The organism is uncultured Draconibacterium sp., assembly GCF_913063105.1.
Taxonomy (GTDB): Bacteria; Bacteroidota; Bacteroidia; order Bacteroidales; family Prolixibacteraceae; genus Draconibacterium.
Map to the genome: position 1 here is coordinate 67372 of NZ_CAJXYQ010000013.1, position 13910 is coordinate 81281.

13 protein-coding genes are annotated in these 13910 nt (G+C 40.6%); 4 read left to right on the forward strand and 9 right to left on the reverse strand.

Annotated elements, in window-relative coordinates; genetic code table 11:
• Nucleotides 1-66: 66 nt before the first annotated feature.
• From QZ574_RS13120 to QZ574_RS13135, 4 genes are all read right to left on the reverse strand, one after another.
• Nucleotides 67-1014, reverse strand: a complete 948-nt coding sequence (locus QZ574_RS13120) for a DUF5694 domain-containing protein (RefSeq protein WP_297090207.1) — start codon at nucleotides 1012-1014, stop codon at nucleotides 67-69.
• 117 nt (nucleotides 1015-1131) lie between these two features.
• Nucleotides 1132-1716 carry a hypothetical protein gene (locus QZ574_RS13125; RefSeq protein WP_297090209.1) on the reverse strand — a complete coding sequence of 195 codons (585 nt, stop codon included), beginning with the start codon at nucleotides 1714-1716 and terminating at the stop codon, nucleotides 1132-1134.
• A gap of 38 nt (nucleotides 1717-1754) precedes the next feature.
• Entirely contained in the window at nucleotides 1755-2102 is a 348-nt protein-coding gene (locus QZ574_RS13130) for a hypothetical protein (RefSeq protein WP_297090211.1), read from the reverse strand.
• 61 nt (nucleotides 2103-2163) lie between these two features.
• On the reverse strand, nucleotides 2164-2832 hold the full coding sequence (locus QZ574_RS13135; RefSeq protein ID WP_297090213.1) for a porin family protein: 669 nt from the start codon (nucleotides 2830-2832) through the stop codon (nucleotides 2164-2166).
• A 237-nt stretch (nucleotides 2833-3069) separates the two neighbouring features.
• Here QZ574_RS13135 and QZ574_RS13140 point away from each other — a divergent pair, with 237 nt between their 5' ends.
• The 3 genes from QZ574_RS13140 (at nucleotide 3070) to QZ574_RS13150 (ending at nucleotide 6883) form a co-directional block, all read left to right on the forward strand.
• A complete protein-coding gene (locus QZ574_RS13140; protein WP_297090216.1) occupies nucleotides 3070-4275 on the forward strand; it encodes a hypothetical protein in 1206 nt (401 codons plus the stop codon).
• A 10-nt stretch (nucleotides 4276-4285) separates the two neighbouring features.
• Nucleotides 4286-4849 (forward strand): FMN-binding protein, encoded by a 564-nt coding sequence (locus tag QZ574_RS13145; protein ID WP_297090218.1) that lies wholly within the window; start codon nucleotides 4286-4288, stop codon nucleotides 4847-4849.
• Nucleotides 4850-5038: 189 nt separating this feature from the next.
• Nucleotides 5039-6883: a T9SS type A sorting domain-containing protein gene (locus tag QZ574_RS13150; RefSeq protein WP_297090220.1), complete on the forward strand. Its 1845-nt coding sequence runs from the start codon at nucleotides 5039-5041 to the stop codon at nucleotides 6881-6883.
• 78 nt (nucleotides 6884-6961) lie between these two features.
• Here the strand turns inward: QZ574_RS13150 and QZ574_RS13155 are convergent, their stop codons facing one another.
• From QZ574_RS13155 to QZ574_RS13175, 5 genes are all read right to left on the reverse strand, one after another.
• Nucleotides 6962-7669 (reverse strand): phosphoadenylyl-sulfate reductase, encoded by a 708-nt coding sequence (locus QZ574_RS13155; protein WP_297090222.1) that lies wholly within the window; start codon nucleotides 7667-7669, stop codon nucleotides 6962-6964.
• A gap of 79 nt (nucleotides 7670-7748) precedes the next feature.
• The gene (locus QZ574_RS13160) at nucleotides 7749-8939 is read right to left on the reverse strand and encodes a class I SAM-dependent rRNA methyltransferase (protein ID WP_297090224.1); all 1191 of its coding nucleotides are present in this window, start codon (nucleotides 8937-8939) and stop codon (nucleotides 7749-7751) included.
• A gap of 2 nt (nucleotides 8940-8941) precedes the next feature.
• Nucleotides 8942-9514, reverse strand: a complete 573-nt coding sequence (locus QZ574_RS13165; RefSeq protein ID WP_297090226.1) for a 3'-5' exonuclease — start codon at nucleotides 9512-9514, stop codon at nucleotides 8942-8944.
• Nucleotides 9515-10120: a DUF5063 domain-containing protein gene (locus tag QZ574_RS13170; RefSeq protein WP_297090227.1), complete on the reverse strand. Its 606-nt coding sequence runs from the start codon at nucleotides 10118-10120 to the stop codon at nucleotides 9515-9517. It lies immediately after the preceding gene.
• A 197-nt stretch (nucleotides 10121-10317) separates the two neighbouring features.
• The gene (locus QZ574_RS13175) at nucleotides 10318-12219 is read right to left on the reverse strand and encodes an ATP-dependent DNA helicase RecQ (protein ID WP_297090229.1); all 1902 of its coding nucleotides are present in this window, start codon (nucleotides 12217-12219) and stop codon (nucleotides 10318-10320) included.
• 136 nt (nucleotides 12220-12355) lie between these two features.
• Between QZ574_RS13175 and guaB the strand changes: the two genes are divergently transcribed.
• A complete protein-coding gene (gene guaB / locus QZ574_RS13180) occupies nucleotides 12356-13831 on the forward strand; it encodes an IMP dehydrogenase (protein WP_297090231.1) in 1476 nt (491 codons plus the stop codon).
• The last annotated feature ends 79 nt before the right edge of the window (nucleotides 13832-13910 follow it).

Genomic DNA, 13910 nt, shown 5'->3' on the forward strand with positions numbered 1-13910 from the left:
CACATATAGCTTATTTTTTGTTGCTTAAAATTAGCATAATATCGACAGAAGAAAAAAGGAACTCCCTTAAAGTTCATCAAAAAGCGTAATCTGTATTTCAGGAAACTGCTGTTCAAGTTCTTTTCGTAATCCCACAATATGAGCTGCTCCAACAAACAGAATGCTTTTACTAAAATTGTTTTGAATGATTTGAGTGCCCAGGTTATTGGCATATCGTTGATTGCGCTGATCAAAATAATTTACTGCAGCAGCACAATCACATATCGTTTGATTGGTGTAACGTAAAGCACTCAAACTATCAAGCAATTGAAGATGTTTGGGTTTGTTATTTACAATTCCGTACCGGCCAGCAATCGAGGGAAAAATTTCACGTAAAACCAGTTTTCGTATTATACGTTTTTCGCGTCTGGCATAGGCAGTTCCTTGTATGGAATCGTCGCAGGCGTTCCAATGTCGATGAAATTCGCCATTTGTTTGCTGATCGTCGGCTGCATAAACTTTTTTATGCTGAAGTTCAAGTGCCAGTTTTCGGGTTAATTCGTAATTTTCGTTTCGCTTTGATTTTTTATGTCCATCCGGGTAATAGCTATCAAGGTATTGGTAATAATAATAATTAGCTTCATCGCGCAAATACGCAAAAGATAAGAGCAAGCTGTCGTAGTCTGGCTTTTTTAACTGATGAAAGGGCAAAGCCAACAACGAATCAAAATGTTCAGGCTTAAAATTATAAGTGCTTTTAATTTTATTGCTGTATTTAAAAAATGCTTGAGATGATTTACTGTAGCCATTTTTCAAATAATCCCAGCTTAACGAATCATCGGGCATCGAATACTCCACAAAAATGGCCTCTGGCCGATACGCTAAAGATTTTTTATACAAAGGGTGATAGCTGTTTTTCACAATTCCCGAAACCTGATGCATGGTTCCCACCAAAACCAATTCGTGCTTTTTGGGTTGAGAAATAATGGATGAAAAAGTGAAGAAAAAGATTAGAAACAGTCCTGAATACTTCATTAATATTGTTTATTAGATTAACGTTTCAGATTTTAATACTAGCAAAAACGTTTAACAATAAAAATTGTTGAAGGACTTTCTTGATTTGCAAAATTTATTTAAAACAATGCCGAGAAACTACTCTTTACGCTCCTTGTTGTTAAGCGTATACACCTCATCAACATACCTTAATGCACACATCAAATACACACCTCGCTCGAACTGACGCAGGACATGGCTTTCAAACTCCATGATATCATCAATATAATAGGCATTAAAAACAGCTTTCATTTCTTCGTGTACAGCCAGTTTAAATAATAAATCATTCTTTTCGCGCTTAAAATCTTCGCGTAGGTGTTCTTCTAACTCCTTATGATAATCTGCCGGAAATTGAGGCAATAATTTACTTCGTCGTTTCGCTTGCCTATTTTCAAGATCGCTTATTGTGTCAACCGGATTTAAATCGGGCATAGGTCCGCCGTTAACATTGTATGAACAACAGAAATTATATTCTTCCCAGATTTCGCGAATATACTTTTTTGCAATAGAAGTAAGCATGGGGGTAAATTTTAATTTGTTTGCTGCCATTTTTGGCAGAAAGGAAAAGACTACCTGGTTTAATGCACTCGGAAACTGTGCGCTAAAGCCTTTGTAGAGTTCTTTGTAATGAGCTTCCAGCGCTTCTTGTTGTCGAATCAGGTTTTCAAAATCTTCGAGTCCCATGCCATTTTTTCTAAAAGGTAGGGCAGAAAAAAGAAAAATCAAAACTTTCGTTCCAGAACAAATACACCACAAACATCTTCACTATCGAAAGTTGAACCAACAATTTGGTTTTCAGAAATACGGTGTACCTCGAAAGTATTGGGCAGGTAGCTGATTTCGCGGCCATTTTGAATGGCTTTTACCTCCATGCTTTCCAACAGCAGTTTTCCCTCATCAAAAGTTCCTTTAACCTTTTCGGTAACCGTAATCTTGTAATTATTTTCAACCTCTTCGGTAAAAACAAACAGCCCGCTTACTTCCTCTCCATTTTGAATAAGTTCTACTTCACCTTCCGATTTTCCATAAGCAAAGTCTTCTTTATATTTCCAGTGCCCGCTAATATCCATAGTGATAATTTTGGGGCAAACTTAACGAAAAAACCTTTTTACAGGCCCGCCGGTTTTCTAACTATTGATGAAATTTATACCCTACTGAAAACATAAATGTGCGGTTGCGGGCAACCATGTCATAATCAGATTGTGGAGAGATGTTATTTAGTCCGAAGTGGCTGGAAAATTCAAAAATTAGTGAATTAATTTCTACTCCGCCACCAACAGCCATACCAAAACCAAGTCGCTTAAGGTCGTCTTCGTCACCCGAACCCCATTCAATGTCCCACTCTTCATCGTAAGTCTCTGATCCTCCTTTTTCTTCAACTTTTGTTTTACCACTCAAACCAATTCCAACATAGGGTCCTAACATTCCGTAAATCCGTGCATTACCAACATCGGCATACAACTTGCCCATTAACGGAATATCAAGATAATAGAGATTAACTTTAGCATTCGAGCTATACGAAATGCCCTCGTAGGTTTCTGTTTCATCCATTTTTATTCCTTTCGTAGTTAGTAACAAGGCGGTTTCAAAACCGGCACCTTCACTTATTTCCCATTCAAGAGTTGGCCCGAAATGGAAACCGGATTTCATTCCAAATTCATCACTTACCGATTCACCGTCTTCTTTTAACAACAAATCAGATAAAGTATATCCGCCTTTAAGTCCAAAGGTTTGAGCCAGCAAACCCGCCGAAATATGGAGAAAAATAACCACAAGTAGTACGCTGATTAGTGATTTCATAATTTTTGATTTTTGGTTTATAGTATGCTATACGACAAGAAACCTATTTAGTTGTTTCTTTGCTTAAACAAGCTTTTCCGTAGCCCCAAAACCCATGCTCAACGCTTTTCAGGTTCTGTTTTATCATTATTAGTAAGGTGAATAGCTTATTAAAATCACAACATTTTGGGATTTCACACCTGAAGAGGGCTGGTTATTTTTGCCACAAGAAATTGAAACATTTTTAATCCAAAAATCATGAAAACAAGTTTACTCATTTTAATGTTGTTAAGTGTTGCTTTTACCACTTTTGCACAAGATTCCGAATTAACGGATAATCAATACAATAATTCTGCCGACAACTTATTGGGGAAAGACTCAAAACTACTTGTTGGTGGCTATGGCGAAGTTCATTTTAATCAATCACTGTCCGGAGAGAGTTATAATAACGGAAAGTTAGACGTACACCGCATAGTAATGCTGCTGGGTTACAATTTCAACGAAAAGACTCAATTTATTACTGAAATTGAGTATGAACATGTAAAAGAAGTATATGTGGAGCAGGCTTTCCTGCAATACAAACTGAATAATGCCATTAGTTTTAGGGGTGGTTTAATGTTGGTTCCAATGGGAATTATTAACGAATATCATGAACCCACAACCTTTAACGGTGTTGAAAGGCCGCTGATTGACAACACCATTGCGCCCACAACATGGCGCGAGATTGGTTTTGGAATAACGGGTACAATTCTTCCGGTATCGCTGAAATACCAGGCTTACCTGATGAATGGTTTTAACGGCTACGATGGTTCGGGTAAATTAAATGGCGCAAAAGGGCTGCGCAGTGGCCGCCAAAAAGGGGCAGAGTCATACATCAGTTCGCCCAATTTTGCAGGAAAAGTTGAATACTATGGCATACGTGGGCTAAACCTTGGGTTCTCGGCCTATCTCGGAAAAACACAGAGTACATTATACGATGGAATTGGTAAAGATGATGACGCAGCAATAGCTGTTGCCGATTCTTCGGTTGTGGGCATTGCCATGCTTGGCCTCGATGCCCGATATGCCATAAAAGGACTTCAGCTGCGGGGGCAACTCTATTATGCCAACTTATCAAACACTAACGAATACAACCAATTTACTGCCGGCACCAGCGGCACTTTGAATGATTTGGGTAGCGCAATGCTTGGCTATTATGCTGAAGCGGCCTATAATGTTTTCCGTTCGGTTGAAACCGAGCTGCAACTTATTCCCTTTATTCGTTACGAAGTACTGAACACCCACAGTTCGGTAGAAAATAATATTGTAAAAAACCTGGCCTACGATAAAACAGCAATAACAACCGGACTTACACTGGCATTAACCAAAGGTGCAGTGGTAAAAACCGATATTCAATTTGTAAAAAATGCTGCCACCGACAAATATGCCAAAACCTTTAATGCGGGTGTTGGAGTAATGTTTTAAACCGTTTATAATGAGTAGTAAATCAGTAATTGTATTTATAATTTTTGTAGTAAATGCCTTTTTGGGCATGGCTCAAACGGAAATTAATTATTCGCCCAAAGCACTTGAAAAAGTGTTACAAAAACAAGGCTTAACAGATTTTAAGGCGATAAAAGAACTTACTGTGCCAAATAATCAGGTATTAACAACTGGTATTAACGGTAAATACTTTCTGATTACTGAAAACAATAAAATCGCTTACATTTATATAGGACGGGTAAATAGCTGCCGGGGCGGAGGCTGCAAAGCACAGCCGGTATTTATGGAGAATCGTGAGTCGGAATATTTTGATTATTTTATTCTGTTCAATAAAGATAAAACGGTTCTCGAAATAAAAGTCTTTAATTACCAGGCCACGCATGGGCACGAAATTACAGCAAAAGGCTGGCTAAAGCAGTTTGTTGGCTACAACGGAACAAAACAGCTAAAAGTGGATAAAAACATTGATGCCATCTCCGGAGCAACAATTTCGGTTTATGCCATTACTGCTGATGTTGAAAATAAAACAGCCTTACTTAAGGAAGTAATGCAATAATCAGTGAAATTCAGATATTAACGTTTAAAGCTCCGGCAGGGATAGCCATCACCCTCCGGAGCTTTTCTGGTTTTAAAATTCTGATAAAAAAACAAGGATATTTACCAAAGACGAATCAGCAAAAAAAACACGATAAAGAACACAAGTTTGATTAAATTTAGGTGTCAAAAACAATAAACGCCTTTATTTATGAAATTTATAAAACTCACCATTGCGGCAATTATCGTGCTTTTGGTATTACCATCTGGCTACCTTATTTATCAGAGAAACTTGTCAAGCAGCACCAACCATTGGTTTTCAGCATCGGGTAATTGCGAATTGTGCCACGGAACAAGCGATGTTGCCTCGCGCGATGCACAAGGAAACGATGTTTCGCCCATTACCCACTGGCGAAGCACCATGCTGGCCAACTCGTCGAACGACCCGTTTTGGAGAGCAAAAGTAAAACACGAGGGGCTTGTTAATCCGGAGCATAAAGAGGCGCTGGAAAATGTTTGTACCCGATGCCATGCACCAATGGGCATGATAAATGCCTTGTTAAATAATGCTGCAGCTTATACTTTTGCCGATTTACAAAACGACGAAATGGGACAAGATGGCATCTCCTGTACGCTGTGTCATCAGATAAACGGTTTTCAGGCGGGTGAATTTTCAGGGGTGTTTAACCTTAATGAGGCAAAAGAAATCTACGGCCCATTTACAAGTCCAATTACGCAACAAATGTTTTCAAATACTGGCTATACTCCTGTTCATAACACCATAATTAACGAGTCACGATTGTGTGGTTCGTGCCATACACTAATAACCAATTCGGTTGACGATGACGGAAATTTTACCGGCCATACATTTGTTGAGCAAGCTCTTTACCACGAGTGGGAAAACTCGGTTTACAAGCAGCAAAACAAATCGTGCCAGCTGTGCCACATTCCTCGTATTGATGAAGGGGTACAAATTAGCAGCCGTCCCAATTTTGCAGCTAAACGCGAGCCCTTTGGAGTACATAGCCTGACCGGAGGAAACAGCTTTATGCTTGGTTTATTAAAACAAAATCACGAAGAGATGAACCTTGCGGCCGGAGAAGAAAACCTTACTGCTTCAATAAAACGAACTGAGGAGCTGCTGACACAAAATACCATAACAATTAGCCTCCAGGAAGAAAAGCGCACCTCCGACTCTGTTTACTTTGCTGTTCATTTAAGAAATAAGGCAGGCCATAAGTTTCCTACCGGATTTCCAAGCCGAAGAGCTTATCTCGAATTTATCGTAAGCAACAACCAGGATACCCTTTTTCATTCAGGTGCTGAAAACGCAACTGGATTAAACCACATTACCGACGGTAAGTACGAAAAGCATTACAATACCATTTCAAAACAAGACCAGGTTCAGATTTATGAATTTGTGATGGGTGACACCGAAGGAGAAGTTACCACTATTCTTGAACGCGCCTATGAACCATTAAAAGATAACCGAATTCCGCCCGAAGGGTTTAGTGTTACACATAGCAATTATGATACCGTTAGAATAGTTGGAAATGCTGTTTTTGACCCGGATTACAGCAATGGATTAGGTTCTGAACAACTTATTTATGCTTTACCGCTTTCGCTATTAAATGGCCTAACAAAAATAGGGGTAAAGATGCATTACGAAACAGTACCCGAAAGTTGGGTGCAGGATTTATTCAGCCACTCCGAAAATGATGAAAACATTGGACAGTTTAAAATGATGTATGAACAACTTGAGCATAAATCGATAGTAATTGCACGCGATTCTCTCGAGATGTTGTTTACAGGCCTGAACCAGGACAAATCCACCCCTGTTATCATTTACCCTAACCCAAGTGCCGGTACTATTCAACTAAAAGGCATTAACAAAACCTATAGGTACACCGTATATTCGCAGAATGGAAAATACCTAAAAGGAGGAACCATCAATGCTGATGTTGAGCTCAACTTAGATTTACCGGGTGGATATTACTTCCTCCATTTGGAGTCAGGTAATCAACAACACGTAAATCAGCTAATTATAAAATCGTAGAACATTTTATCGAAAAGAATACAACAAAAAGCCGGCACTGAAAATTCAATGCCGGCTTTTTGCTCGCTGCCGAAAATGCTATTTTTTTAGCGAATGCAGGCCACACTCTTTGCCTGAGCCCTGCTCCCACCACCAGCGTCCTGCGCGAAAATCTTCGCCCGGTTGAATGGCGCGTGTGCAAGGCTGGCAGCCAATACTAACAAAACCTTTATCGTGTAACACATTGTACGGCACATTGTATTTTTTTACCCAGTCGATAGTTTCTTCCAGGCTCCATTCCATCAGCGGATTGAATTTCACGATCTTGTTACCTTCATCAAATTCAAAAAATTTCATTTCGCTGCGGTTTTCCGACTGCGAAGCACGTAATCCGGTAATCCAGATTTCGTTTCCTTTTAAAGCACGTTTTAATGGAATTACCTTGCGGATGTAACAACACTCTTTTCGGTTTTCAAGCGATTCGTAAAAACTAAACGGCCCCTTTTCATCCAACAGGTTTTCTACTTCGTTGGTTGGCGGGAAATAAGCTTTTATGGGCTTTTTATATTTTTCGAGCGTGCTGCGGTATACTTTATAGGTTTCAGGAAAAAGTCGGCCGGTATCTAAAGTAACAACTTTTACAGGCAGGTCGTTTTTAAAAATAATATCAGTTATCACCTGGTCTTCGTAACCAAAACTGGTAGTAAAAACCACTTTCCCGGGATGCTCTTCCACCAGGAATTGTAATTTTTCAACAATCGATTTTTCTTTCAGTAGAGTATTGTACTTGTTTGTTAGTTCTTGCATATTCCTATAATTATTTTTTACCATTAAGTTCTGCCTCATTCACGCACACACCTCTTTAGTCCTTTATCCTTTGCTCTTTTTACTCCACATACAAAACCAACCCCTTCAAATATTCGCTTTCGGGGTGGTAAATATTTACCGGATGATCAACCGGTTGGCTCATTTGGTGTAATATCCGCACATTTCGTCCTGAAATTGCAGCTGCAGAAAATACCGCTTCTCTGAATTTTTCTTTTGACACCACCTGCGAACACGAAAAGGTAAACAAAATGCCACCTTTACGAATCTGTTCGAAAGCACGGGTATTTATTCGCTTGTATCCTTTTAATGCCTGTGGCAGGGTATTCCGGTGCTTGGCAAATGCCGGCGGATCCAGAATTATCAGGTCGTATTTGTCCTGAATATCTTTCAGGTATTCGAAACCATCAATTACCGTTGATTTATGGCGTTTGTCGTTCGGAAAATTAAGCTCAACATTTTCATCTGTCAGGTCGATAGCCTTAGCCGATGCATCAACCGAATGTACCGATTTGGCACCACCCTGCATGGCGTAAAACGAAAATCCTCCGGTGTAACAAAACATGTTCAGCACATCGCGGTTTTTCGAGTAGTCTTGCACCAGTTTCCGATTTTCACGCTGGTCAACAAAAAATCCGGTTTTTTGTCCGCGCTCCCAGTCTACTTTAAAACGTAAACCATACTCCAGCACTTCATTTTCTGAATCCGACCCAAAAAGATAACCGTCTTCTGATTTTACTTCGGCTTTAAACGGTAATGTCTTTTCGCTTTTATTGTAAACGGCCTTAAGCTTATCGCCCAGCACTTCCTGCAAAGCTTTTACCAGCTCTTCGCGAATAAGATACATACCAATGGAATGCATTTGCATGACCGCCGTTCCGTTATAAAAATCGATAATCAGGCCGGGCATGCCATCGCCTTCGGCATGTACGAGGCGAAAAACATTGGTTTCGGTATTGTTTTCAAAACCTAAGTTCATTCGTAGGTTCCAGGCTCGTTCTATTTTGCTTTTCCAGAAATCGTAATCAGGCACAACCTCATCAAAGGATACAATTCGCACTGCTATCGATCCTACCTGGTAGTGTCCGATTCCCAAAAACTGGTCTTTATTTGAATACACTTTTACCAAATCACCTTCGGCAGGGGTGCCATACATTTTTTTTATTGCTCCGGAAAACACCCAGGGATGAAAACGCAGTAATGACTGGTCTTTACCCGATTTCAAAACCACTTTGACAAACTCTTTTGTCATGCTTAATTTTTTGAAAAGTTCTTGAAAATTTCCAATGCAGCCCACGCATCGGTAGCCGCATAATATTGTTGTGCTTCTGTTAATTCATCAGCCTCCCAGTTGGTAAGCTGCTGTCCTTTCGATATACGAAACCCACAGGCAATGGCTGTTAATTTTTTCAGGCTAAAATTCTGAATTCCCATTTCTTTAGCTTCGTCCTGCAGTTCTACAAAGCCACCGGGTTTAAAAGCAACAAATTCCTGCAATCCTTTAATATCGTCGCGAATAGCCACACCCGGTTTAATCACCTTATCATCGGCCAATAGCTCCACAATTTCGCGTGGCAATCCAATGCGGTTAATCCGAAATAAAAAGGCCTTGTTCTTTGTCGACAATTGCAGTAATGCCACTTTGTTTACCACCCCTTTTTTAAATGAAGGTTTGGTCTCCGTATCAAAACCAATGGTACTTTCTCTACTTAGCTCCTCAATCGCGTATTTTACTTTCCGCAACGAATCTACCAATACAATTTGCCCTTCAAAACGTTTTAAAGGCAGGTCGGTTAATTCTTCGTTTGATATTCTTTCTCTAAACATTTATTCCTCCTCTTCGTCAGTTCCCCAGAATTTATCCAGCCACTGCGGATTACCGGTTCCCGGAACTACGTCCTCGTTATTATTTTGTACCGAAAAATCGGCGTCGCTATAAACCAACATATGCACGGCGCGTAAAACGTTAACCAGCTGTTGCCCCCAGAATTCCTCAAAATGCAGCTTACATTCTGCAAGTGTATCATTCATTACCTCTTCGTTGCCAATGCTGTAATTGGTAATACAGTCCTTTAAATCCTGGTAAATATCCAGCAGATTTTCTGAGATACTTGCCCGTACGGTTTCTTCGCCAAATTGAATATTCGGATCAAAAACTTCGTAAAATCCATCATGTTCACCAAGTACCTGCATCCATTTTTGGTGCAACATATTATAATCAAGTTCGCTAACAAATTTCTCCAGTTCGTCTTCCATTACCGTTTCAATTTTGGGTAAAACCGATGCTTTTAAATAAAGCAAGGGAAGCATTTTCTGAAGTTTGCCCAAATTCTCTTCGGCACTAAGATGCGCTACATTCTCGATGGTAGAACAGTACTCGTTGGCTACTGTTACAAATTCGACCACATTTTTTGAATATACGACCTGATCCATTCTTAATTATAAATTGCCCGTTAAAAAACTGCTGCAAAAGTAGTAAAGTTTTTTAAGAGAGCAGGGTAATGGAAAAAGTTGGTTGACAGGAAAAATTGGATTCGATAAGGAGGAGTAATTAAAACTATGGCCTTGCGGTAGTTTTTTTAAGCACAACAAAAAATTATCAACACCGTTTTCTGAAGTTTTAAAGCTCTTTAATCATTCCATTCCAGCAGGTTATCTACCCGATAGATTATTTTTTTGTTATCAAGAAGCCATTTAATTACTTCGCGCATTTTTTGCTGGTCGCCTTTTAATTTAAATAACAAACTCTCATACGAACATGGCTTTTCAATCAGCTTTTTTACCCGTTTGCTTATGGTTTCAAATTCGTAATCGCTTAAAGCAAGCGTATTTTTTGCTTTGCAAATATCGCAGGTTCCACAAGCCGGAGCGTCCGTTTCGCCAAAGTAATTCAATAATATCTGGCTTCGGCATGTTGCCGAATCGGTAGCATAATGAATAACCGCCTCAATCTTTTCTATGTAATCTTTTTTACGCAGGTCGTAATTCTCTTTCGAAATCTTTAAGCGATCAACAGGCACACGCTCTTTGGTAAAATAAATAAAAGGGGTCTGGCTCCTTGGCACATAATCAATTACTTTCGACTGGCGTAGGTGTTTCAGGTAGTTATAAACCTGGTCGCCATCAAGCCCTGTACGTTTCGATAGCAGTTCTTCATCAATCGCCACGTAACCGCTAAACAATCCGGTATACGAGCGCAATAATAATTTTATAAAATCGTCGAGTTTGGCATTGGCCACCTGAAATTTGTACAGCTCGTCGCGCGATATTGGGAAATACACCCGCGAAGGGCTATCCACCTGCTCGGTAAATTCGAGATAGGCCTGCCGCTGTAATATTTTTAAACTATTGTAAACCATGGCCTGCTGAAACTTATAAGCCTGTGCAAACCCCTGAAGGCTAAACTCGTGCACCATTCCTTTTCCGTGGCCAACCGCCACCTGAAAATAGTTACAAAGCGAATCGTATATACGTTTTATATTATCAATATCGGGGAACGATACAGTAATATGTTTTTTGAGTTTGGTGGTATCGGCATTATTGTATAAAAGTACCGCAGCTGATTTCTTTCCATCGCGCCCTGCCCTGCCTGCCTCCTGGTAATAGGCTTCAAGCGAATCGGGCGAATCAATATGAATAACAAAACGAACGTTCGGTTTGTCAATCCCCATTCCAAACGCATTGGTAGCCACAATTACCCTTGTTCTTCCGTTCAGCCAATCGTCTTGCCGTGCGCTACGTATGGCATTGCTTAAACCGGCATGATAATAGTTGGCCGAGACACCATTCTTCCGCAATTCGATGGCTACTTCGCGGGTTGCTTTTCGGTTGCGAACATATACAACACCCGAGCCTTTCACTTTTTGCAGGGTATCAAGCAGGTAACCGGTTTTGTTTTCGACGTGGCGCACCAGGTAACTCAAATTTTCGCGCTGAAACGAGATTTTTAACAAATTCTTCTCTTTGAAGCCCAGTTTATCCTGTATGTCGTCGGCCACTTTTGGCGTTGCCGTTGCTGTTAAAGCCAATACTTTTACAGTTGGCAAAAGTTTGCGTACCTCAACAATATTTAAATAGCTGGGCCGAAAATCGTATCCCCACTGCGAAATACAATGTGCCTCATCAACCGTTAACAGGTTGACGTTCATTTGCTCCAAGCGCTCCAGAAAACGTTGCGAATTCAGTCGTTCCGGAGAAACGTATAAAAACTTATAATTCCCCCAAACGGCATTATCAAGGGTAAGTTTTATTTCGCGTGCCGACATGCCGCTATGCACTGCCAATGCTTTTATTCCTTTCCTGTTCAGGTTTTCTACCTGGTCCTTCATTAAGGCAATTAAAGGAGTAACCACCACACAAATACCTTCGTGCGCCAAAGAATAAATCTGAAAAGTTATGGATTTTCCTCCTCCCGTTGGCATCAGTCCAAGCGTATCCTTTCCGGAGGCAACAGCTTCAATAATTTCAAGCTGCAGCGGCCGGAATTCGGGGTAGCCCCAATAGCGGGTAAGTATCTGCCTGAAGTCTTCCATTAATACAAATTAAGAAATCATTTTAAGCTTTAACAATTTTTATCCTTCAAAACTGGGTATGCCTTAAATAATTCGGCTCTGGTCCACTATTTTTTTGTAGTTTTGCGCTTTAATAAAAACATAAAAATAGTTAGGCATGTCGTTTCTAGAAGACAAAATTCAATTTGAAGGTTTAACCTTCGATGATGTTCTTTTAATTCCCTCATATTCAGAACTGTTACCCCGAGAAGTCGATCTTTCTTCAAGATTTACCAGAAACATTGTAATTAATACCCCGATTTTATCGGCAGCGATGGATACTGTTACCGAACATAAAATGGCCATCGCCATTGCACGCGAGGGAGGTATTGGTGTTATTCATAAAAACATGGGTATTGAAGAACAAGCCCACCAGGTAACAACCGTAAAACGTGCCGAAAATGGTATGATCTACGACCCGATTACCATTACCCCTGAGAAAAAAGTTATTGATGCCCTTCAGTTTATGGCCAAATATAAAATTGGAGGTATTCCTGTAGTTGACGGACACGGGCACCTGGTTGGCATTGTTACCAACCGCGATTTGCGTTTCGAACGCAACATGGAACGCCCAATTTCAGAAGTAATGACCAGCGAGAACCTGGTTTCGACGACTGAATCTACCGACCTTGAAAAAGCCGCAGAAATTCTTCAGGAATATAAAATAGAAAAACTGCCGGTTGTTGATAAACACAATAAACTTATCGGGCTGGTAACCTACAAAGACATTACAAAAGCAAAAGATAAGCCACTGGCCTGTAAAGATGAAAAAGGCCGTTTACGTGTAGCAGCAGGTATTGGCATTGCCGGCGACACAATGGATCGGGTTGACGAACTGGTTAGGGCACAGGTTGATGCCTTGGTTATTGATACCGCCCACGGGCATACCAAAGGAGTGGTTGACATGCTAAAGCGGGTAAAAGCAAAATACCCAGAAAAAGACGTGGTGGCTGGTAACATTGCCACTGCCGAAGCTGCAAAATTATTGGTTGCCGCAGGTGCCGATGCCGTAAAAGTTGGAATTGGCCCAGGATCAATTTGTACAACCAGGGTGATTGCAGGCGTTGGAGTTCCACAACTTTCAGCCATTTACAATGTATCAAAAGCCATTAAAGGCGCTGGTGTACCGGTTATTGGCGATGGTGGTATTCGCTATTCGGGCGATATTGTTAAAGGACTTGCTGCCGGAGCCGACTCAATGATGGCAGGAGGTTTGTTTGCCGGTGTTGAAGAATCGCCAGGCGAAACCATTCTATACCAGGGCCGTAAATTTAAGGCTTACCGCGGAATGGGGTCGGTTGAGGCCATGCAAAAAGGTTCGAAAGACCGCTATTTCCAGGATATGGAAGAAGACATTAAAAAACTGGTTCCGGAAGGAATTGCTGCACGTGTACCATATAAAGGATCGTTGTACGAAGTATTGTACCAGCTTATTGGAGGCTTGCGCGCAGGAATGGGATACTGCGGAGCACAAAATATCAAAATTTTGCAGGAAGCAAGGTTTACCCGTATTTCCAATGCCGGGGTGCAGGAAAGTCACCCACACGATGTAAGCATTACCCGTGAAGCACCAAACTACAGCAGCCGCCAATAAATGCAGGCTGCTTTGCCAAAACAAAATAAATACACGGAAACGGGACATTATTAACGTTCAAAATTTTTAAACGTAAGTG